Origin of the sequence: Komagataeibacter sucrofermentans DSM 15973 (genome assembly GCF_040581405.1) — a bacterium.
GTDB classification, from domain to species: Bacteria; Pseudomonadota; Alphaproteobacteria; order Acetobacterales; family Acetobacteraceae; genus Komagataeibacter; species Komagataeibacter sucrofermentans.
The window spans coordinates 1856492-1879026 of sequence record NZ_CP137157.1; the positions used below are offsets into that span (position 1 = coordinate 1856492).

Annotated in this window: 16 protein-coding genes; 7 read left to right on the top strand and 9 right to left on the bottom strand. The window is 59.6% G+C overall.

Annotated features, from left to right (window positions below; all coding sequences use genetic code 11):
* Nucleotide 1: 1 nt before the first annotated feature.
* Together R5N89_RS08930 and R5N89_RS08935 are read right to left on the bottom strand one after the other, a co-directional pair.
* The gene (locus tag R5N89_RS08930; protein ID WP_110567433.1) at nt 2-1708 is read right to left on the bottom strand and encodes a glycerol-3-phosphate dehydrogenase/oxidase; all 1707 of its coding nucleotides are present in this window, start codon (nt 1706-1708) and stop codon (nt 2-4) included.
* Nucleotides 1705-3309 (bottom strand): FGGY-family carbohydrate kinase, encoded by a 1605-nt coding sequence (locus R5N89_RS08935; protein WP_110567431.1) that lies wholly within the window; start codon nt 3307-3309, stop codon nt 1705-1707. Before R5N89_RS08935 ends, R5N89_RS08930 begins: the two co-directional genes overlap by 4 nt.
* A gap of 236 nt (nt 3310-3545) precedes the next feature.
* Between R5N89_RS08935 and R5N89_RS08940 the strand changes: the two genes are divergently transcribed.
* Nucleotides 3546-4379: a DeoR/GlpR family DNA-binding transcription regulator gene (locus R5N89_RS08940; protein WP_110567429.1), complete on the top strand. Its 834-nt coding sequence runs from the start codon at nt 3546-3548 to the stop codon at nt 4377-4379.
* Nucleotides 4380-4438: 59 nt separating this feature from the next.
* Here the strand turns inward: R5N89_RS08940 and R5N89_RS08945 are convergent, their stop codons facing one another.
* Together R5N89_RS08945 and R5N89_RS08950 are read right to left on the bottom strand one after the other, a co-directional pair.
* Nucleotides 4439-4945, bottom strand: a complete 507-nt coding sequence (locus R5N89_RS08945) for a ferritin-like domain-containing protein (RefSeq protein WP_110567427.1) — start codon at nt 4943-4945, stop codon at nt 4439-4441.
* A 118-nt stretch (nt 4946-5063) separates the two neighbouring features.
* Nucleotides 5064-5342, bottom strand: a complete 279-nt coding sequence (locus R5N89_RS08950; RefSeq protein WP_110567425.1) for a hypothetical protein — start codon at nt 5340-5342, stop codon at nt 5064-5066.
* A 593-nt stretch (nt 5343-5935) separates the two neighbouring features.
* Here R5N89_RS08950 and R5N89_RS08955 point away from each other — a divergent pair.
* The 3 genes from R5N89_RS08955 to R5N89_RS08965 are packed head-to-tail and all read left to right on the top strand — an operon-like array spanning nt 5936 to nt 9693.
* Nucleotides 5936-6442 carry a (2Fe-2S)-binding protein gene (locus tag R5N89_RS08955; protein WP_110567423.1) on the top strand — a complete coding sequence of 169 codons (507 nt, stop codon included), beginning with the start codon at nt 5936-5938 and terminating at the stop codon, nt 6440-6442.
* Nucleotides 6439-7446: a xanthine dehydrogenase family protein subunit M gene (locus R5N89_RS08960; RefSeq protein WP_110567421.1), complete on the top strand. Its 1008-nt coding sequence runs from the start codon at nt 6439-6441 to the stop codon at nt 7444-7446. Before R5N89_RS08955 ends, R5N89_RS08960 begins: the two co-directional genes overlap by 4 nt.
* Before the next feature lie 12 nt (nt 7447-7458).
* Nucleotides 7459-9693, top strand: a complete 2235-nt coding sequence (locus R5N89_RS08965; protein ID WP_110567419.1) for a xanthine dehydrogenase family protein molybdopterin-binding subunit — start codon at nt 7459-7461, stop codon at nt 9691-9693.
* 129 nt (nt 9694-9822) lie between these two features.
* On the opposite strand, the gene R5N89_RS08970 is transcribed toward R5N89_RS08965, so the two are convergent.
* From R5N89_RS08970 to R5N89_RS08990, 5 genes are all read right to left on the bottom strand, one after another.
* Nucleotides 9823-10689 (bottom strand): LysR substrate-binding domain-containing protein, encoded by an 867-nt coding sequence (locus R5N89_RS08970; protein ID WP_110567417.1) that lies wholly within the window; start codon nt 10687-10689, stop codon nt 9823-9825.
* 15 nt (nt 10690-10704) lie between these two features.
* Nucleotides 10705-12042 carry an amino acid permease gene (locus tag R5N89_RS08975; RefSeq protein ID WP_244192064.1) on the bottom strand — a complete coding sequence of 446 codons (1338 nt, stop codon included), beginning with the start codon at nt 12040-12042 and terminating at the stop codon, nt 10705-10707.
* Between the two features lie 228 nt (nt 12043-12270).
* Nucleotides 12271-13647 (bottom strand): VOC family protein, encoded by a 1377-nt coding sequence (locus R5N89_RS08980; protein WP_110567414.1) that lies wholly within the window; start codon nt 13645-13647, stop codon nt 12271-12273.
* A gap of 77 nt (nt 13648-13724) precedes the next feature.
* A complete protein-coding gene (locus R5N89_RS08985) occupies nt 13725-15236 on the bottom strand; it encodes an aldehyde dehydrogenase family protein (RefSeq protein WP_110567412.1) in 1512 nt (503 codons plus the stop codon).
* 42 nt (nt 15237-15278) lie between these two features.
* A complete protein-coding gene (locus R5N89_RS08990; RefSeq protein WP_110567410.1) occupies nt 15279-16568 on the bottom strand; it encodes an FAD-binding oxidoreductase in 1290 nt (429 codons plus the stop codon).
* A gap of 432 nt (nt 16569-17000) precedes the next feature.
* Between R5N89_RS08990 and R5N89_RS08995 the strand changes: the two genes are divergently transcribed.
* The 3 genes from R5N89_RS08995 to R5N89_RS09005 all read left to right on the top strand — a co-directional run bounded on the left by R5N89_RS08995 (nt 17001) and on the right by R5N89_RS09005 (nt 22277).
* On the top strand, nt 17001-18131 hold the full coding sequence (locus R5N89_RS08995) for a pyridoxal phosphate-dependent aminotransferase (protein WP_306345102.1): 1131 nt from the start codon (nt 17001-17003) through the stop codon (nt 18129-18131).
* Nucleotides 18132-18165: 34 nt separating this feature from the next.
* Nucleotides 18166-19509 (top strand): MFS transporter, encoded by a 1344-nt coding sequence (locus R5N89_RS09000; protein WP_167400821.1) that lies wholly within the window; start codon nt 18166-18168, stop codon nt 19507-19509.
* 350 nt (nt 19510-19859) lie between these two features.
* The gene (locus tag R5N89_RS09005) at nt 19860-22277 is read left to right on the top strand and encodes a TonB-dependent receptor (protein WP_244192063.1); all 2418 of its coding nucleotides are present in this window, start codon (nt 19860-19862) and stop codon (nt 22275-22277) included.
* Nucleotides 22278-22535: the final 258 nt, after the last annotated feature.

The following is a 22535-nucleotide window of genomic DNA, read 5'->3' on the forward strand; positions in this document are numbered from 1 at the left end:
TTCAGGCTCCGATCGGTTCGGGCTGCATGGATTTCGGGGCGGCCATGCGGGCGGCGAGATGATGTCGCGTTTCGGCTTCCTGCCAGGCCTCACGGGCCTGATGCCGGATCGTGTCGGCATCCCACCCAAGGGTTTCGCCCGCGATGGCGGCCACTTCGTGCGTGACTTCGGGCGTTAACGCGCCGGACAGGGCAATGGTGGTGCGGCGGTAGAGAATATCCGCCACATGCCGGACCTGTTCATGGCGTGCGATGAACATGATTTCCCGGCTTGTATGGGATGGCAGGCTGCGCAGGGGCGCATCGGGCGCAAGACCGCAGAACCGCGCAATTTCCTCCGCCAGCGTGCCGTAACGGCCAAACAAAACGCGCGCCCGTTCACGCGCAATGGTGCTGGTCGTGGCCAGACGGTCAATATGGGCCTCAAGGTCCGCAGGGCGGGGATAACCGCGACCGCCCCCGATTGGCAGCGACCGGGTGGAGACCTGCCGCACCCGGCCCAGACGGGGCAGGATGGTGTCCGCCACTTCCTCCGCCAGCCCGCGAAACGTTGTCCATTTGCCCCCTACCAGCGAGAACAGCGCAACCGTTCCCAGCCGGTCCTCATGCACGATATGGTCACGGCTGATCGCGCCAGGGTCGGACGCGTTACCCGCGGGCAAAGGGCGCACGCCACTGTAGCGGTAAATCACGTCGGACGCATCAAACCCGAAACCGGGGAACAGCGCGCCCAGCATATCGAGCATGTAGGACTGTTCCGCATCGGTGCAGATGGCCGCGTCCGGATCAGCAATAGGGATATCGGTCGACCCCACCAGCACGTGGCCCAGAAAGGGATAGGCCAGGCAGATCCGCCCGTCCGGTGTGCCGAAATACACCATGTTCCCGCCCAGTTCGCGCAAAAGCCCCTCATGGCGCAGCACCAGGTGCGACCCCTTTGTGCCGCCGATATAACGGGTGGGCACGCCAAGGGCGGCATTGACCTGATCGATCCACGCCCCGCCCGCATTGACCACGACGGGCGCACGCGCCCGCCATGACTGCCCGCGTGGTCGGTCATGCAGGCTCACGATGCCATCATGAAAGAACTCAACATGGGTATAGGTCGCGACATGACAGCCGTCCTGCGCCTGCACTGCATCGTGCACGCATTCATAGCCCAGCCGTTCGGGCTGGCTGATTGCTGCGTCATAATACTGCGCACAGGCCATGACGGTGCTGCTCATATGCGGCCAGCGCGCCCGGGCCTGCCGGCCTGAAAACAGGCGGTGCCGGGGCATAACGCGGGCATGACGGCCAAGGAAGTCATAGATGAGCAGGCCCAGTTCGAGCACCAGCGCCCCCCGGTCCGTCATTTTGCCGCCCAGGCGCAGGAAGCGGCGTATGGAAGGCACGATCCCGCCAAACCATGAGCGGACGGGCACGGTGGTGGGTAATGGATGAACGACATGCGGCGCATTGCGCAGCAGCAGGTTACGCTCCAGCGTGGATTGCGCGACCAGGCGGAACTCCCCGGTTTCAAGATATTTGATCCCGCCATGGATCAGGCGCGAGGGGGCGCTCGACGTGCCGCTACAGATATCTCCCCGGTCCACCAGCAGCACACGCACACCCTGCACGGCCAGTTCACGCATCAGCCCTGCGCCATTGATCCCGGCGCCGATGATGATGACATCATAATCCTTCACCGGAGGCAGGACGGTATTCATGAAGGAATTCCCCCCATGGCTGTCGCATGATGGGCGTGCAGATGCATGGCGGCAGGATGGGCCCCGGATACAGGCTCCGGCTGTAACGGTGCCGGGGGCGACATATCATACAGCGCGCGCCAGAACGGGCGCATGACCTGCGCCAGCGCCACATAACGATGATAGATGCCATCATACACCGCCACCTGCGCCGGTTGCGGGCCATAGGTCCGCAGCGACACATCCAGCCCCGCCACGGCGTGTTCAAGATCGGGCTGCATGCCCACCGCCACCGCCCCGGTCAGGGCCGCACCGAGTGCGCCTGCTTCCCGCACGGAAGAGACATCGACCGGCCTGTCCAGCACATCGGCAAACAGTTGCGCGATTGCAGGCTGGCCGCTGCCGCCACCAGATATGCCCACGCGCGCTACCGGCCCCGTCTGGCACAGTGCGCTGACATGCATGCGATGGTTGAACACCATGCCTTCCACCATCGCCTGCAACAGATCGGTCCGGTCATGCCATGACTGCACGCCAAAAAATGATGCGCTGGCAGGGGCTGCATAAGGGGAGCCGAACAGGAAAGGATGGAAAAGCGGAACCGTGCGCGCGTGACGGGCAGCGCTCAGGCGCTCTTCCACCTCGCGCATCAATATCGTCGTGGCATCCCCGTTTCCAGGCAGGAGCAGGCGTGCCATCCATTCCAGATTGCTCGACGACGCAGGCGAGATTGCCATGCAGTTCCACAATCCCCGGCGGTAGCCTGCGCGACAGGCCCAGCCCTCCCCTGTAACGGGCCTGTCGCGGAAGACCTCGTTTATAGAAAACGTACCAGCCGTAAGCGACATGTCGCCCGGCCGTGTGTGACCCATGCCCACGGCGGCGGCCGTTACATCATGCAACCCCGCCGAAACCGGCGTGCCCGCCAGCAGGCCCGTTGCTGCGGCGGCGCTGGCCGTGACCGTTCCGGCCCGTGCGCAGGAATCCAGCATGGGCGGCAGGCAGTCACGCATGGCCTCCAGGCCGAGAATATCCAGTATGGCGGCACTGTACTGCTGCGTATGCAGATCGGTAAAGGCCGTGCTGGCCTCGGTTATGTCTGTTGCGACTTCTCCCGTCAGGCACAGCCGGATCCAGTCCTTGGCAAACAGGATGGAGCCGATGGCATGATAGCGGTCCGGCTCATGCGCCCGTATCCATGCCAGCAGGGTATTGGCGGAATAGGCATAAGACCGTTGCCCCGCCAGCGGCACAAGCTGATCCAGAACCCCGCTTTGCCGCCAGTGGTCATGCAGGTCAGTCGCGCGGCTATCGAGCGACATGATCCCGCGCCCCAGCGGGTTGCCCATGCGGTCGAGCAGGAACAGCCCGTCGCCATGCGCTGTTACGCCCACTGCGGCAATGGCCTGACCGTTCAGGCCCGCATCATCGAGCGCCATGCGGATGGTTGCGGCCACGCCCTGCCAGACCTCGCCCATGTCGCGTTCGACATGGTGCGGGCGGTCCATATGCTGGGCCACGCGACTGCGCCCCGTGCCCACGATTTCACCTTCAGGGGAAAAAATGACCGCCTTGGTGGCGGTCGAGCCGCAGTCAATTCCGATAATGAAGTTCCGGCGCATCTTCGACCTCCTGCTATCGAGCAGCATGATGACGGATTCACTATGTTATATATAACAACTATAGTGTTATATATAACGCATATTAATGTGATCCCAGAGGCCGGGAACCGGACCGGATTGTGTGCAGGAGGCTGGCCAGCCATTGCGATGGCCACATTGAATGTGACACGCGTAACAGGTATCCCTTACGTTACGCGCCTACCTGTTGACCCTGCGGATGAAGATCGATTGCCAGTATGACCGACAACACGGGCCTGTCACATTCCCCGGCTTCCACGCGCCCGGCCCGACGGGGCGACAACACGGCACGCCAGCAACGCATCCTTGACCTGCTGCTTGAAACGGGCAACGCCACCATTGACGCGCTGGCCGCCCATTTTGATGTCAGCCGCATGACCATTCACCGTGATGCCAACGCGCTGGCACAACAGGGACTGGTGGAAAAGCTGCATGGCGGCCTTGCCCTGCGCAACCGCACCGCCACGCAGAAAACCGTAACCTACCGCACGGCCCTGGCCAGAGAGGGCAAGCAGGCGATCATTGCCCGCGCCATATCGCTGATCCGGCCGGAACAGGTTCTGGTGCTGGATGATTCAACCACCGTAGCCGAGATGCTGCCCCTGCTGCCCGCGCTTGCCCCGCTGACCATCATTACAAACGCCATGGGCGTGATCGAGGCACTGGCCCCCTACCCCGACCTGCGCCTGATCTGCCTGGGGGGTGATTACAACCGGCCCCGCAATGCCTTTTTCGGTTTGATATGCGAACAGGCGGCGCAGGGCCTGCATGCCAATACAATGTTCCTGTCCACGTCCGTCATCCACAATGGCACGGCCTTCCAGAGCAACCCGGACATCATCAAGATCAAGCGCGTGCTCATGGAAATCTGCGACCAGACGGTTTTGCTGGTGGACAGTTCAAAATTCCGCAAAGGCGGCCTCTACCGACTGGCGGGCCTTGATACATTTGATCATGTACTGACGGATGCCCAGATCGAACCCGCCATGTATGAAAAACTGAAAGCTGCCAATATACCACTGGAAATCTGCCAGCCCCGCGATCGATCCTAGAGGCGGCCTGCATTCACGGATTTTATTTGAATTCACGGCTTAAAGGAGCGCATGAGCCCTTAGGCCGCGGCATGCTGGTTTACGCTCATCGCGGCGATGTGCGTCAGTTTCTGGTCAGCAGATTTTTCTTCTTCAAGTGTGCGTTCCAGAACGGCCGCGCAGTCGGCACGGCCAAGCTGCCGGGCATAGGCGACAAGGCTGCCATAACGGGTTATTTCATAATGCTCGACAGCCTGCGCCGCCGAGAGCATGGCAGCATCACGCACCTCGGGATCATCGCAGTCGCTGATGATATCCTTTGCCTCGGCAAGGATTCCATCCATGGCCTGACAGGTCACGCCTTTAACAGGCTGACCATGCATCTGGAATACCTGCTCGAGCCTGCGTACATGCTCCTGTGTTTCGGTCAGATGATGCTGGAACGCGGCCTTAAGGTCCGGTTCAGTCGCCTTTTCCGCCATGGCGGGCAGGTTTTTCACGATCTGGTTTTCGGCATAATAGATATCCTGAAGCGTATGCACGAACAGATCATCAAGGGTTTTTATCGGTTTTGAAAACAGGCCCATTGTTCTTCTCCATTTTCAAAAAGATATTCGTTACCTGACTGGCGTGGGGCAGATCGGAGACTGCCAACCTCCGGGAACGCCAGCGCTATTGCTGGCGCCCCCGGTCTTCAACATATAGTCAGCTGTTTTTATGGCTCTGCTGGCCAGCTTTTACATGCTGTTCATGCGTGCCGCCCCGGGTGCCGGTAGTGTGCTGGCCCTCGTCTTTCCCACCATGCGACGTGCCGGTGTTCTTGTGGCTCTGCTCACCGGCCTTGACATGCTGTTCATGCGTGCCGCCCCGGGTGCCGGTGGTGTGCTGACCTTCGTCTTTCCCACCATGCGATGTGCCGGTGTTCTTGTGGCTCTGCTCACCGGCCTTGACGTGCTGTTCATGGCTGCCGCCCTGATTTGCCATTGGTCCATTCCTTTTTGCTGATAGAGAACGGTCGTTCATCCGACCGTCACATCACAAACCACTCGACTTGAATTCAGTTTCAAAAATTCAGCAGAAAAATTATTTTTAAAAATAAAAACAAACAGGACCAACCATATATACTTAAATTATATTATTGTAGTGGAACGTTATAATTGATGATTATTCTCCACAAACGCACGCATGTGTCACAGGCATTCTGATACAGGCTGATACAGATGGCATCAGCATGAGGATGGCGAAAGGTCGCTTTCAGGGCATGCCATCAGTCTTTACCTGCATGGCGCAGGCCTGTACCCACGCCTGCTGCCCCGCTCACTCCCGGCGCGTTTGCAATATCATTGTCGAAAAATTTTCCCATAACAGTTCCAGTATTCATCCGATGTATATTGATATGGATTCATTCTCACGACAACGGGATAAAGAATTACCGGTATTATAATGGCCGCCAGACAGACGCCAGTGAAAATTCCATACACCCGTTTTCACGCATGACGGCGCAACCAGCGGCCCCCTCATGCCTTAAACCCTGTAACTGCCCCAGACAAAACCAGATACCGCCGGAGCGATTTCCCATGACCCGTGAGTCTGTCGCCATCCCGTGTCGCCTTCAGATCAATGGCCAGAGTTACGCTGCTGACCTGCCGCCATCCGTCACGTTACTCGATCTGCTGCGCGAGCGGCTTGACCTGACCGGCACGAAAAAGGGATGCGATCATGGCCAATGTGGGGCCTGCACCGTGCTGGTAAATGGAAAGCGGGTCAAAAGCTGCCTTATCCTCGCTGTCTCGATCCCGGATGCCGCAATCACGACCATTGAGGGGATCAGCCAGAACGACCGGTTACACCCGATGCAGCAGGCCTTTATTGATTCAGATGCCTTCCAGTGCGGTTACTGCACGCCGGGACAGATCATGTCGGCCATTGCCCTGCTGGAGGAAGGTCATATCCATTCCCGCGCGGAAATCCGTGAGTTCATGAGCGGCAATCTATGCCGTTGCGGCGCCTATAACGGCATAATCGACGCCATCGAACGGGTCGTGCGCCAGCAGCACCCCAACCCGGCCGGAGCGGCGGCATGAGAAGTTTTTCGTATTCCCGCCCCTCTACCTTCGCTGAAGCCTGCCATGATTCCGAACACACGCGCTTCCTCGCAGGCGGGACGAACCTGATCGACCTCATGAAATCAGATGTCGAACGCCCGCGTCATGTGGTTGATATCGGCTCCCTGCCGATGCGCCATATCGAGGACCGGCCCGATGGCGGGCTGCGTCTTGGCGCACTTGTAACCAATGCCGATACAGCGGCCCACCCCCTTGTGACCGACCGCTACCCCCTGCTCGCCTCGGCCATCCTTGCGGGCGCCAGCCCGCAGATCCGCAACATGGCCACCAATGGCGGTAACCTGAACCAGAGAACGCGCTGCCATTATTTTTATGATCCGGCCATGGCTTGCAACAAACGTTCGCCCGGCACGGGATGCAGCGCACGGGGCGGTCGCAACCGGATCATGGCCGTGCTGGGCACCAGTGACGCGTGCATCGCCACCTTCCCCTCAGACATGTGCATTGCCCTCGCCGCCCTCAACGCCACGATCAACCTGCACGGCCCGAATGGCGAGCGCGTGGTTGGCATGCGTGACTACCATTGCCTGCCCGGTGATACGCCATGGCGCGATAACATCCTGCAACCGGGTGAAATCGTGACCGCCATCGACCTGCCGCCCGCGCCGTTCGGTCCGCACCATACCTATCTCAAGGTGCGTGACCGGCTGTCCTTCGCGTTTGCAATCGTCTCGGTAGCCGTGGGCCTGCGCATGAAGGATGGCCAGATCGAACGTGGCAGCATCGCGCTTGGTGGCATGGGCACAAAACCGTGGTGCGTGCCGCAGGCCGAGGCGCTGCTTGAGGGCCAGTCGCCGTCGCATTCGCTTTTCCGCGATGTTGCCGGGCGGTTGCTACACGGAGCCGTGGCGGACCGTGACAATGCCGCCAAGATCCGGCTGGCGCCGCGCGTGATCGAACGTGCGTTGTGGCAGGCTGCATCCGGCACGCCGCAATCCCAGACAGACAAGACCATTCGCTGAAGGATAGTCGCCATGAACGTCCTACCCACGTCTATCGGGCAACCCGTCTCGCGGATCGATGGTATTGCGAAAGTGACCGGACAGGCCAAATACGCCGCCGAACCCCACCCCCCGGGCATGCTGTATGGCGTTATTGTCAACAGCCCCATTGCACGCGGGCGGATTGAAACCGTTCATGATGCCGAGGCGCGACAGGTAGTCGGCGTGGTCGAGGTCATGACCCACCTCAACCGGCCCCATACCGCATTGTTCGAGAAATCCTACATGGATGGCCTGGGCGTGCCCGGTGCGCCCTACAGGCCGCTGCATGATGGTGAAATCCACTTCAACGGGCAGCCCGTCGCCGTTGTCCTGGCCGAAACCTTCGAGGCCGCGCGTGAGGCGGCCATGCTGGTCAGGGTCGATTATGAGCGGTGGCCGCATAATGCGGATTTTGAGGTGGCCCTGCATCAGAAATACATGCCATCGAAAACACGCAGCAATTACGTACCACCCAAACCCCGGGGGGATGCGGCTGCAGCCTATGCCATGAGCACCGTGCAGGTCGAGGGCCGCTATCATCTGGCCCCCGAACATCACAACCCGATGGAAATGCACGCCACAACTGTCATCGTTGAAGATGATGGCGCGTTGACAGTCTGGGACAAGACGCAGGGCCCGCAGGCGGTGCAGGCCTATCTGGCAAGCGCCCTTGCCCTGTCAAAGAAGCAGGTGCGCGTGCGTAACCCTTACGTGGGCGGCGCATTCGGCTCGGGCCTGCGGGCGGTGTATAATGTCTTCCTCGCCACGCTGGCGGCGAAAATGCTGAAGCGCTCGGTGCGCGTGACCCTGACGCGACCGCAGATGTTTACCCACACCTTCCGCCCCGAAGCCGTCATGGATATCGCCCTTGGCGCCAGCCGGGACGGAACGCTGCAGTCCATGATTGTCGAAGGGGTAACCGATACGTCGCGCTTCGAGCACAATATGGAAAACATCGTCATCTGGGGGCTGATCAATTACAGGTGCCCGAACGCCACGGCTGATTACAAGGTCGCACCGCGCGACACCTATACGTCCAGCGACATGCGGGCTCCCGGGGCTGCAACCGGCGTCAACCTTCTGGAAATGGCCATTGATGAAATGGCCCATGCCTGCGCCATGGACCCGCTGGCCTTCCGCCTGCACAACTACTCCGATATTGACGCCATGCATGACATGCCCCTGACCAGCAAGGCCCTGCGGGAGGCAATGGCCCAGGGCGCGCAGCATTTTGGCTGGTATGACCGCTCCATGGCGCCCGGCAGCATGCGTGATGGCCGGGAACTGATCGGCTGGGGCATGGCAACGGGCATATGGGATGCCATGTTCTCCCCCACTTCCGCCCGCGCGCGGCTGGGTCAGGATGGGCGGTTGCATATCGCCACTGCCGCTTCCGACATCGGCACCGGAACCTATACCATTCTGGCGCAGACCGCAGCTGACGCGTTCGGCATGCCGCTTGAGCGGATCGATATCGAACTCGGAGATTCCTCCCTGCCCCAATGCCCGACGGAAGGCGGATCATGGACAGCGGCCTCAGCCGGGGCGGCTGTGTGGCTGGCATGTCTCAGCCTGCGCAGGAAACTGATCGACATGCTCGCCAGAAGTAACAATGCCCCGGCATGGGTCAAGCAGGACACCGTGACGCTGGAAGGCGGCATCCTGCATGACATGACTGAAAACGGGCCGGTCAGTCTCTCTCTGCCCGATGCCCTGTCCCTGACGGGACACGACATGCTTGAAGCTGAAGAGACCGCGAAACCGGGACTACGTGGAAAAATCAGCCAGATGCGCAAGGCGCGTTTCACGCACAGCGCAGTTTTTTGCGAGGTGCGCGTGGACCCGGAACTCGGCACCGTGCGCGTAACCCGTCTGGTCAATGCTGTTGCCGCCGGGCGGATCATGAACCCGAAAACAGCCGCAAGCCAGATACGCGGCGCCATGGTGATGGCGACCGGCATGGCGCTGCATGAAGACTCCCTGATGGATGAGCGTGTTGGCCGTTTCATGAATCACAATTTTGCCGAATATCACATCCCGGCCCATGCCGACGTTCCGGACATGGACGTGCTGTTCGTGAACGAGCACGATGATGAGGTCAGCCCCCTCGGCGTCAAGGGCGTGGGGGAAATCGGCATGTGCGGCACGGCAGCCGCCATTGCCAACGCCATTTTCCATGCGACCGGCAGGCGGTACCGCAATCTGCCGATAACCCCGGGGGGATGAAGCCGGAGCATTGTCGTCACGGTGGGCGGTAACTTTATGTCCATATCAACAGAATTACGGCTGCCGCCGCCTGCCGAGCAGACCACCCTGTTTGAGGCAGCCCCTCCCTCCCCCTTTGCAACCTGACCGCTAAGCTATACTTCCAAGGTAGCTGGAGAACTCACGTATGAGAGCATGTTTTTCACTATTTGCTTTGTAAATAATATGATAATTTTCTGTTATGCTTTTTTTGCACTTTATTTCAGACAGACTTCCATTCTTAAGTTCATCCAGAACAAGAACCTTGGGCAGCAGGGCAATGCCCACCCCGCTCATGGCGGCGCCAATAATGGTCATGTACTGGTCAAACAGGGTTCCGTTGACCGCTTCAGGGGAAAAGCCCTGGTTTTCAAACCAGCATTCCCACATATCCGGCCGGGACGTGAAATGGAGCAGGGGCGCTTCCCCCATATCCTCCACACGCTTGACCCGGAACCGGGCCAGCAGGGTTGATGAGCATACGGGTATGATGGGCACGGACAGGATTTCACGCACCACCATTTCGTGGTCATCATCCGTTGGCGGGCGGATGCAGACGTCAATATTATCCTGTCGCATGTCAGACAGGAGGTTGACGTCCACATCCGGGTGCAGGACATGAAAATCCTTCAGGGCCGGCAGCAGCCAGCGTGCGCCGAGTGTTGCATCAATACCCACATTGATGGACCGCCCGCTCGGGCAGGCCCGGAAGCCCAGCGTGGCCTGCGATATGAGGGTAAGGGCGCTACGGATCTCGACAGCGTATAATTCGCCCGCACGTGTCAGCCTGACGGTCTGCCGGTCGCGCACGAAAAGGGGAGATCCCAGCCGTTCCTCCAGCATACGGATGTGGCGGCTGATGGCGCTCTGGGTCAGGTTCAGTTCACGCGCGGCGGCGGTAAAGCTCAGATGGCGTGCTGATGCCTCGAACGAGCACAGGAATGTAATGGAAGGCAGGAAACGGCGTATAAATGTCATGACCCGGTCCTCTGTTCATGAACGCAGCTGCACATGCGCACGGCGGCATGAAAGCTGTTTGCGTATGGCGTAGATGGCCAGGAAAAACAGAATCGTAATAAAACAGGACACTACGGTCGCGCGCTGGTCCGGCCGGATGAACATGGCAAGGAACGTGACGGCACTGAACGCAATGACCAGCGCCGTGCGCAGGACATGACCCAATGCCTGCCGACCTGCCTTGGCCCTGAACAGGGTGTAATGCGCGGTCGAGATCATGACATACACCACCAGCACGACCGCCCCGCTACAGTTGAGCAGGAAGGAAAACACGCCGCCGGGTGACAGGATGGAAGAAAAAGCCACCACCACGCCACACAGGCAGCTGGCAATGACCGCCTTGCGCGGTGGCGTGTCATCGGTGGAGCGGAACAACTGCGGTGCATCCCCTGACCGCGCCATTTCGGCCAGGATGCGCGATGTAATGTAAATGGAAGAATTGAGGCATGACAGTACCGCCACCAGCACCACACACTGCATGATCATGACCGTATGCGGCACCCCGATGCGCGCCAGCGTGGTCAGGAAAGGGGAATGCCCGGGCATGACATCCCTCCACGGCGTGACCAGCAGGATCAGCAGGAGCGAACACAGGTAAAAGGAACAGATGCGCAGGCCGACGCTATAGGTGACGCGGGCGATCGTCTGCTGGGGACTGGCGGAATCCCCTGCCGCGACCGTGCCAAGTTCCGCGCCCAGCATGGTGAACAGGGCCGTAGGAATGATGCCCAGTATAACGACAAACCCCTTGGGGAAGACCTGCATGTTCTCCCTCAGTGCCGGGTTGGCGTGAAGGGAAAAACCATGGTTCCATACAAGGAACACCGAGCAGAGACCAATAAAGAAAATAATGGCCAGCACTTTTACGAGCGAGAGCCAGAACTCGGTCTCACCAAATACGTGCACGGCACCAATATTGATAAGCAGCAGCCCCATGACAATACCGACCGCAAGACACCAGATGGGCAGCGGAATCCAGCCATGAAGGATGACGGCGCCGGCAATCGCCTCACTACCGATGGCGACAACCCAGAAAAACCAGTAAAGCCAGCCCGCCAGATACCCCGCGCATGGCCCGTGGCCCAGCCGGATATAGGAGACGAACGACCCCTGATTGGGAAAGGCCACAACCATCCGGCCCAGCATGGTCATGACCGCCATCACAAACAGTCCGGTTACCAGAAAGGCCACAATCGCGCCTGGCCCCGCCTCCGCTATGGCGGAACTGCTCCCCACAAACAGGCCACCGCCTATGGCGCCGCCGAGGGCGATCATCGAGATATGCCGCTGCTTGAGTTTGGATGATACTGCCACCGGCCCCTGCAATTCAGCATTTCCCTTTACAAGATCATGACCAATGGCAACCGGGCGGGAAACTGGCATCTCCTGGCCACCATCATGTTGTTAAACTGTAACATTGCATACCCAGCCCCCCCTGCAAACAACGTTTCATAATGAGATCATAACATTTAGGAATGACCACGAACGCAGGCAGGGTAATACGGATGGCGTGGGCGAAGAGGTCCGGTGCGGTTGGGCAGATCAGTGCGCCCGCATCGCGGCAAAATGCGAGGCAAGGACTTCCAGAGATTTTTCCTGTATTGTTTCATACAGTTCAAACGGATCAATCACCTTACGGCCCAGCGCTGCCTCCAGCACGGCACGCGATCCGTGGCTGTCGTAGCCCTGGCGGCTTCCATCGCCAAGGTTGGAGCGGAAAATGCCCGCGGCACTGATGGGCAGAAAATCCTCATACGTAATCGGAATGGCCTGCACCCATCGGGCCGCCAGCCAGTCGGGCAGTGTCGTGCCGGTGGCTGCGTGTGCGGCGGCTTTACCTTTTTGTGTCAGGACATAGCGGAAATAGGCAAGCTGCTGCTGCCGGAGGTCTTCCGGATCATCGGGAAAATCCCGGAAAGCCTTCCGCAGGCGCGCGTCATGGTCGTGGCCTGCGGGGTGCTCGCCCGCGCGTGCCTTGTGCAGGCAGGCATCATACAGGGCGCGGCCTTTGGGGGTCAGGGCCATGCCACGCTGTTCGATCTCGCCAAAGCGCGCAGTATGCGTGCCACGCTGTATCGTGGCGCCATCAGGGAAGGAAATGACCTCCTCCAGCGCCTTGAAGCTGGTCTGCCGGAGCAGGATGGCCTCCCTGCGGTGAGGCGGGCCTTCTATGTAGTCCTTGGCGTCGATGCCCCGGCGCACCATTTCGGCCTGTGCGGCATCAATATCAAGCACGCGCGGGGTCAGGTGGTTGATATGCGGCCCCTGAAAGGCCGCGACATCTGCCACAAGCCGATGGGCCGCATGCATCTTGCGGTAGGTCTCGATATCGACAATGGCCTGACTGTGCCAGCGGAAAATGGCCAGCATCTCGGCTAGGAATTCCTGTGCTTCATCTTCCGCCACGCCGCCGTTACGCTCGGCGTTTTCCAGCAGGGCCAGTCCACGTTCCGATATGATCTGACGCCGCTGCAGAACCTTTTGCGCCTGCGCGCGCAGGACGGGATCTTCAATCAGTTCAAGCCTGAGCAGGGAAGTAAAGATACGGAACGGGCACGCACGCAGGGCGACCTCATCCACCGGGCGGAATGCGGTTGAATGCACCGGCACGCCAGCGGCTGCAAGATCGTAATACCCGACCGGATACATGCCCAGCACCGCAAAAATACGGGCAAGCAGGGCAAGCTCGCTGGCCGTGCCCACGCGCACCGCGCCATGCCGCTCAAGGTCAAGGCGTGCGCATTCATCCATATCGGCAAGGGACTGACGCAGCGCCGGATCGTTATGCAGGACCGTGGCGTTAACATGCGCCACGATATCCAGAAGCGTGCCGTAAAGAGGCACCTCCTGACGGTACATGTCCGACATGCCCGCGGCAAACAGACCGCGCAGTGAATCTGTCGTTACAAACCGGTTCATTCCCTGCTCCCGTCAGAAGATGTGGTCCAGACACACAGGCCCCGCCCTTCAGGCCGAAGGGCGGGGCACTGGCCGTGTCAGACGTCGAATTTGACGCCCTGCGCCAGCGGCAGGGTCCTGCCGTAATTGACGGTGTTTGTCTGCCTGCGCATGTAGCCTTTCCAGGCATCCGAGCCGGATTCACGCCCTCCGCCGGTTTCCTTCTCGCCACCAAAGGCCCCGCCGATTTCCGCGCCGGATGGCCCGATATTGACATTGGCGATGCCACAGTCGGAGCCTGCGGCCGACAGGTAGCGCTCCACCTCGCGCACGTCGTTGCTGAAAATGGAAGACGACAGTCCCTGCACCACGCCGTTCTGCAGCGCGATCGCCTCTTCCAGCGTGTCGTATTTCAGCACGTACAGGATCGGCACGAAGGTTTCTTCCAGCACCGGACCAACCTGCTGCGGCATTTCAACCAGGGCCGGGCGGGCATAAAAGGACGCCGCGCCATTCACATCAACCCGGCCGCCGCCATGCACCACGCCGCCAGCCTTGCGGGCGGCCTCGAGGCTGCGTTCCATTGCGCTGAAGGCGTTGCCGTCAATCAGCGGGCCGACCAGTGCATCAGAAGTCAGCGGACAGCCGACGCTGATATTGGTGTAAACCTGCTTCAGCCTGGGCACCAGCGTGTCATAGACATCCTTGTGCACGATCAGGCGGCGCAGCGTGGTGCAGCGCTGGCCCGCCGTGCCCATGGCGCCAAAGGCCACGGCACGCAGCGTCATGTGCAGATCGGCCGAGGGGGTGACGATGGAGGCATTGTTGCCGCCGAGTTCCAGAATGGAGCGACCAAAGCGCTTGGCCACGGCCTCGCCCACGGCACGGCCCATGCGGGTGGAGCCGGTGGCGGACACAACCGGCACGCGGGCATCATCCACCAGCTGGCGACCAGTCGCGGCATCACCGATCAGCAGGGTGCTCAGCCCTTCGGGCACGCCGCCATATTCCTTGACCGCGCGCTCAAACAGCGCATGGGTGGCAAGGGCGGTCAGGGGCGTTTTTTCAGAGGGCTTCCAGATAATGGAATCACCACAGACCAGCGCAAGAGCCGCATTCCATGCCCAGACTGCCACCGGGAAGTTGAAGGCGGAAATGATGCCAACGGGCCCCATGGGGTGCCACTGTTCCATCAGGCGGTGGTCAGGGCGCTCGGACTGGATGGTCAGACCATAAAGCTGACGGGACAGGCCGACTGCGAAATCGCAGATATCGATCATCTCCTGCACTTCGCCCAGCCCTTCGGACAGGACCTTGCCCACCTCGATCGACACCAGGCGGCCAAGCGGCTCCTTGTATTCACGCAGGATATTGCCAAGGATGCGCACCAGTTCGCCGCGCTGCGGGGCGGGCACGGTGCGCCATTGGGCAAAGGCCCTGCTGGAGGCTGCGATGATGTCATCCGTCTGCTCGGAGCTGAGCGTGACCACGCTGGCAATGGTCTCGCCCGTAACGGGGCTGCGCACCTTCAGGCTACCGGTCGTCCAGGCGCTTTCAGGCACGCCGACCTGCCCGAGGAGTGTCCGGATCTCGGCGGAGAGTGTGGTCATGTTGCTTTTTTCCTTCCCGGAATTGAAGACAGGATATTGTTCTTACAGGCGATCAAAAACGGCATGCACCGCCGTTGAGCCAAAACGATAGATGTTTTCGCGCGCGATGCGCATGGGGGGCAGCCTGATATCCGTAAGGGGCAGCGGCATGTCGGCATCCGTCAGTTCACCGCAGATGCGCCGCGCGAGCGCCTGCCCGAACATGGTGCCCGGTGAAATGCCACGCCCGTTGAAGCCACTGATGGACAGCACCTGATCATCAAGCCGGTGGTAGCGTGGCACGGAATCCAGCGTCATGCCAATACGGCCATACCATTCCGATTCAAACGGGATGTCGCGCAGCATGGGGTAGATGCTGGTCAACGCCCGGCGCGCCCACTGGCGGTGAATGTTGCGCTCGATCATGCCAAGCGAGCCGACGCTGCCAACAACCAGCCTGCCCGCCTGGTCCAGACGGAAGGATGTCAGGACCTCGCGCGTGTCCCATGCACCCTGCTTTTTGGGCAGGATGAGGTCCAGATACGCAGGCGGCAGGGGGCGGGTTGCGATATTGAAATAAGGCAGGTGGATCTGCTCTTCGCGAATTTCTGGCCATAGCCTGTCGGTATAGGTATTGGTCGCGACAATGACCCATTGCGCCTTCACGCTGCCCCGGGGCGTACGCACAAGCCAGCCCCCGTCCTCGCGGTACACGCTGGATACAGGGCTTGCGGTATGGATTTCAGCCCCTTCCGCCATGGCGGCGGCAGCCAGTCCGCGCGCGTAGGAAAGAGGCTGGATCGTGCCTGCGCGGGCATCGAGCAGGGCACCCCTGAAGGCATTGCTCCCCGTAAGCCTGCGGGTCTCGCCTTCACCAAGCAGGGTTACGGGCGCGCCAAGCTGCTGCCATTCCTTCTCGCGCTGCTGCAGGTTGCGCACGCCGGCGCCATCTGGCGCGCAGTGCAGGGTGCCGGTTGGCTCCGCCTCGCACATGATGCCGTATTTCTTTACCAGCGAGAAGACGACTTCCGGCCCCTGCCCCAGCAGGGAGAGCACACGTTCGCCATAGGTCCGGCCCAGCGTGCGCACCACATCGGATGGCATGAGCCACAGCCCGGCATTGACCAGCCCGACATTGCGCCCCGAACCGCCATAACCGATTTCCTGGCCTTCGAGCACAACAACTTTCCTGCCCGCGCCGGCAAGATGCAGCGCTGCGGAAAGCCCCGTATAGCCGGCGCCAATAATGGCGACATCGGCTGTGGTCTCCTGCGTCAGGCACCCGGTAACCGGCGCGTCACAGGCACTTTGTGCCCAGAGGCCATGGCTACGGGGGTCATTTGTTACACCCATCTATTGCATCCTGATTTCCTGTGATCATTCCATCACGAATCATCAATACACAAGGAGAGAGCCTTGCCTGGGGGGTATTGTTTCTTGATTCCTTTAAAAGGCAAAACGTTATTGCATTATGCACTCATGATGAAACGGAATGACCCAACCCCCTGCCCGATCAGGGTTTTGCCTGCGTGGTCGTGCGCCAGGGCATCTTGTTATTATTCCGTTATGTCATGAAGTCAGTGATTTATAATGATTGACCCCCCACGGAAAACACCGAAAGCTCCCCGAAATAATCCGAACCCGCAACGGTTCGATGAGCCCTGTCGGGATGACTACAGACATACGGGAATGGCGGTAATGTTATCAGAAGAGCTGAAGAAAGCGGACAGACTGTCACATATTGGCGTTTCTGAAATCCTTACGATCACGCAAAGGGCAGTTGCCATGCGGGCAGCAGGCCGCCCCATGATCATTCTGGGCGCGGGGGAGCCGGACTTCGATACGCCAGACAACATAAAGGAAGCCGCATGCCAGGCCATCGCCCGCGGCGAGACCGGATACACCGCACTGGGCGGCACGCCACGGTTCCGCGAGGCCATCCGCCATAAATACCAGCATGAAAACGGGCTGACATTCGACCTGGCCGAAATCATGGGCGCAACTGGCGCCAAGCAGGTCATCTACAACGCCATGGCCGCGACCCTTGATGAAGGCGATGAAGTGCTGGTTCCCGCCCCTTACTGGACCAGCTATATTGATATCATCCGTTTCTGCGGTGGCGTGCCGGTGTGCATTCCCACGCAGGAGGAAAACGGTTTCTGTCTCACGCCCGCGCAACTCGAGCGCCATATTACACCCCGCACGCGCTGGCTGTTCCTAAACTCTCCCTCAAATCCCACCGGCTCCGCCTATACCGAGGCCGCATTGGGGGAACTGGCCGCGATCCTGCGCCGCAACCCGGCGGTGAATGTCCTGTCTGACGATATATATGAGCATATTGCCTATGACGGCTTTGTGCCCCGGAACATCCTGCAGGTGGCTCCGGATCTGCGGGGGCAGGTGCTGCTGGTCAACGGTGTTTCCAAGGCTTACGCCATGACGGGCTGGCGCATCGGTTTCGCGGCGGGGCCACGGGCCATGATCGATGCCATGCTGGTTGTGCAGAGCCAGACCACCTCGTGCCCGTGCTCCATAAGCCAGGCCGCAACGGTCGAGGCGCTGACCGGCCCGCAGGACAGCGTGCGCACATGCGTGCAGGCCTTCAGCCAGCGCCGTGACCTGGTGGTTGACAGCCTTAATGCCATAGACGGCATTCACTGCCTGCGGCCAAAGGGCGCCTTCTATGCCTTTGCAAGCTGCAGGGACCTGATTGGCAGGCGCACGCCGCACGGGCAGGTCATTGCCAGTGACAGTGACTTCATGGCCTACCTGATGGCGCATGATGTTGCGGTTGTTCCCGGCTCCTGTTTCGGCACGGAGGGGTATTTCCGTATTTCCTATGCCGCCTCCGCCGAGAACCTGCAGACTGCCATGGCCCGCATTCAGTCCGCCTGCGCGCAACTGGCGCAGCCCTGAGCGGATGCAGCCCCCGAACGCCCCGAGAGCCACCATGGCAGAAGAAAACCGCGCCATCTCCTACCTGCAGATCATCCCCGTTTTCTGCGCCGTGTTTCTGTCGGTCCTTGACTACGCCATTGCCAATATCGCGCTGCCCCAGATCTCGGCGGAACTGGCCATTCCGGCATCGCTGTCGGTCTGGGTGGTCAATGCCTACCAGCTTTCCAACGCCATGCTGCTGCTGCCTGTCGCCCGGCTATCGGACCGGCTGGGGGCAAAGCGGCTGTGTGTCGCGGGACTGCTGATCATCATTGCGGGATCTCTCCTGTGCGCAATGGCGCACACGTTTCCCGTGCTGGTGGCCGGGCGGCTGATACAGGGGGTTGGAGGGAGCTGCATCATGTCGGTCAGTTCCGCGCTGGTGCGGCAGATCTATCCCCATGCCAGGCTGGGACAGGGGCTGGCCATCAATGCGCTGGTCATCGCCTTTGGTTTTGCTGTCAGCCCGGGGGTGTCTTCCGCCATTCTCTATCTGGCCAACTGGCGGTGGCTTTTCCTGTTCAATATTCCCTATGCGCTTTTACTGCTGTTTCCGCTTTTCCGTTATGTGCCGCTCAGGATTGTCAGCCGTGCGCGGGTTGATGGCCTGCCGCTTGTGCTGACCGCGTGCTGCCTGGGCGCACCGCTGCTGTCGTTTGATATGCTGGCCCATGGCGGGCATGCCGCCCTCGCGGGTCTCGCGGCCGTGGTGATGGGGGCCTGCGCCACGGTGCTCATCCGCCGTGAGCGCGGCAGTGAAGCGCCCGTGCTGCCGGTTGACCTCTTATGCTCCCGTGATTTCCTGGCAGCTTTCATGGTGTGTTTTATTGGGTACATCACGGCCAATTTCTTCATGGTTTCAATCCCGTTTACCCTGACCACCTATTTCCATCGCACTGTCATTCATAGTGGCCTGCTCATTACTTTCTGGCCACTGGGCATGGTTATGGGTGGCCCGCTCGTGGCGCGTGCAGCGGATCGGGTGCAGGCAGGGCTACTTTCATCCTTCGGGCTGGCGCTGGTGGGCGCGGGGTTTCTGTGCCTGTATTTTCTGCCATGCAATACGGCCGACCCGGCGCTCTGTGCCCTGTTCCTTATGGCAGGGGTTGGTTTTTCCTTTTTTGTCTCGCCCAATAATAAGGCCATGATGGTGGCGGCCCCGCTGCATCGCTCCGCAAGTGCCAGCGCCATGATTTCGGTGGGCAGGATCATGGGGCAATCGGTTGGCGCTGCGTGCGTGGCCTATGTCATGCAGGCTTATGCAACCGAACGGGGTGGTCACCTCTGCCTTGTGTTTGGCGTGCTCTCGGCATGGCTGGGCGTTCTGGTCAGTGTCAGTCGGCTCAGGCGGCCTTAGCGCAGCGCGGCCGTCATGACTCCTTGCGTGGCAGTAGGCCCGCCTCCTCCCGGCACAAGGATAAAGGCACGGAGATCATTCCATTTCATAATGATCTTATACCGAAAAAACGTTTTGGATATGCTATGAAATATGCCATTTTAAAATTGGATTTTGTATTTATTGAAGAACATAAGTTTATTTAATTTTACTAAGGAATTAAGTAAAACCCGCGTTCTATTCCTATAGTTATACTTAAAATACCCCATCTTCTCTGTCTTACCTGCGTACCCAATGCCGAAAGTGGTCCATTTACCCACAGGGAATAACGACAAATGAACAACCGCGTGTTTCTGTCCAGGCTGCTTCTGATGACAACGGTCCTGTCCGGTCTGTCGTTACACCAGAGCCGCGCCGCAACGGTCGGCCGTGCGGTCAAGCCTGTTGGAAAAGTGGTGGCAGGCCATACCATGCACGCAGCGCAGCCAGCCAGGCCGCGTGATACCGGGCCTGTCCGGTCGCATGCAAACGAGAGCCTTGCCGTATCGGCCCATCGTACCGTGCGCGGCGCACATATGCTGGTCAGCAAGAAAATAATGGAAGCAGCACCCCCAGGCACCAACCCCATGGCGGCCCTCAACACCATGGCCGGCGTCAACTTTCAGTCAGCCGATGCGCAGGGTGTCAGCACCTATAGTTCGCAGTTCTTCATGCATGGTTTCCAGCAGCAGGAAATCGGCATGACGCTGGATGGCATGCCGCTCGGTGAGATGAGCTACCGCAACTATAACGGCCTGAACCCGGTGCTTGCCGTCTCATCGGAAAATGTGCAGGGCATTGATGTATCGCAGTCCGCCGGTGCGGAAAGTGTAGCGGCAACCAACAACCTTGGCGGCTCGCTGGCCTATACCAGCAGCGACCCCAAGCACAAGCTCGGCGGAAGCATCAATCAGGGCTTCGGCAGCTTTGATACCTTCCATACCTACGCACGCGTTGACAGCGGCGACCTGAACAAGACCGGCACGCGGTTCTATGCCTCTTACATGCGCAATGACCAGCAGCGGTGGAAAGGCTATGGCGAGCAGTTCTACCAGCAGGTCAATGCCAAGCTGGTGCAGCCCATCGGGCAGAGCAGTTCCGTTTCAGCCTATTTTGACTGGAGTGACCTGCATGAGCTGGAATATCAGGACATGTCGCCTGATATCATCGACCATCTCGGCCCCAACTCCGATGACTTTTACAACGGTCGCGCAAGCGGTTACCTGACGGCATACAACGCAGCCCTGGCTACCCAGACAAAGGGGAAAAGCGGCGGCTACCCCGCGGGCTACAACAAGCTGAGTGACCCGACCGATGCCTCCTATTATGAAGGTGCCACCAATGAAAATGACATCATCGGTTACCTCAAGGCCGATCTGGCGCTGACCAACAGCGTGCGCTGGACCACGACGGCATATGGTCATGGTGAATCACAGCAGACAACCTTCACCACTCCCTATGTTGGCTCCCCCAATGGCTCGCCGCTGAGCGAACTGGTCAAGCAGCCCTCCATCCGTCGGTTTGGCGTGATCTCGCAGGTCACATACGATGTGGCACATAACCATATTGGCGGCGGCGTATGGTATGAAAACAACGATTACCAGTCTCCCATGTATCAGTATGCCGAGCCCAATGTCGTAAACGGCGTGATACAGGGCAGCCCGCTTAACCCGCTGGGGCATTTCAAGAATCCGTTTGCCGAGATCTTTAACCAGAATTACAACACCAACACCTTTACGGCCTTCGTGCAGGATACCTATCGCCCGATCCGTAACCTGGCCCTGCATTTCGGTTTCAAATCAGTGCTTAATACGACACGGGTGGGTGATGGTTACCTTAACCAGAGCTACTATGGCAATATTGGCAACATCACCAGCGGCGAGAGCCAGACAGTCGCCAAGCCTTTTCTGCCGCATATCGGCGTAGACTGGACATTCCTTAAACATCATGAACTGTTCATCGATATTTCAGAGAACGTCCATACTTATGCTCAATCAGGCTTCAAGCTTTCAAACTCGCCTTTTGCCGTTACGCAGGATGCCTATAACAATTCGCGCAACAGCATCCGGCCCGAGACGGCATGGACCTATGCCATCGGCTATCGTTATCATGACAAACTGCTGAACGCTTCGGTTTACGCCTATCGCACCAACTTCAATAATCGCCTGCAGCAGATTTCGTCCGGCCCGGCTGTCAACCCTGTGTCCTCCGTGTCCAATGTGGGCGGGGTGACCATGAACGGCGTGGATGCGGCCCTGACCATCACGCCACTGCGCAACCTCGCGATCACCAACAGCATCAGCTACAACCATGCTGTCTATGACAATAACATGACGGATTCAGACGGCACGCACCTGACCCGCGGGCAGCAGGTCGTCAACTATCCGCGCTTCATGTATAAGGCCCGGCTTGCGTATGACTGGCGGGCGCTCAGCTTCTATATTGACGGGAACTACGTCGGCCAGCGTAATTACTCCTATGACGGGGATTACCGTGTGCCGGGTTACTGGCTGTCCAACCTTGGCCTGCAGTGGCATGTCAAGAAAACCACGGATACCGGCCCGCGCCTTGGTGGGTTCCTGCGTGGGCTGACGCTGTCGTTCAACCTGACCAACCTGACCAATACCCGCTATATCGCCACCATGGGCGAGAACGGCAACCCGATGACTGGCTCTTCCGCCTACACTGACCAGTCCATGCTGATTGGAACACCGCGTATGGCGTTTGGCGCCATCAAGGCGGACTTCTGATAGCGCTGCGATAGCGAACGCCATCATCGTGCCAGCGCCCGCCAGTAAAGGGCCTGGCCTTACCTGAGGCGGGCCTGCGGCATCATGCCGCCCATCATGACCCGGCCAACGCCACTGAATGGCTGGTCGGGTCATGACATGTACCCGCTCCTGTTGCAGGTTTCCGCAACGCATCTGCGTGCCAATGAAGGTCGCACCATACCCTTGTGTCATGGTCATGCTGATCCGGATCTCGGTTTGGTGCTTTTTTCAGATATG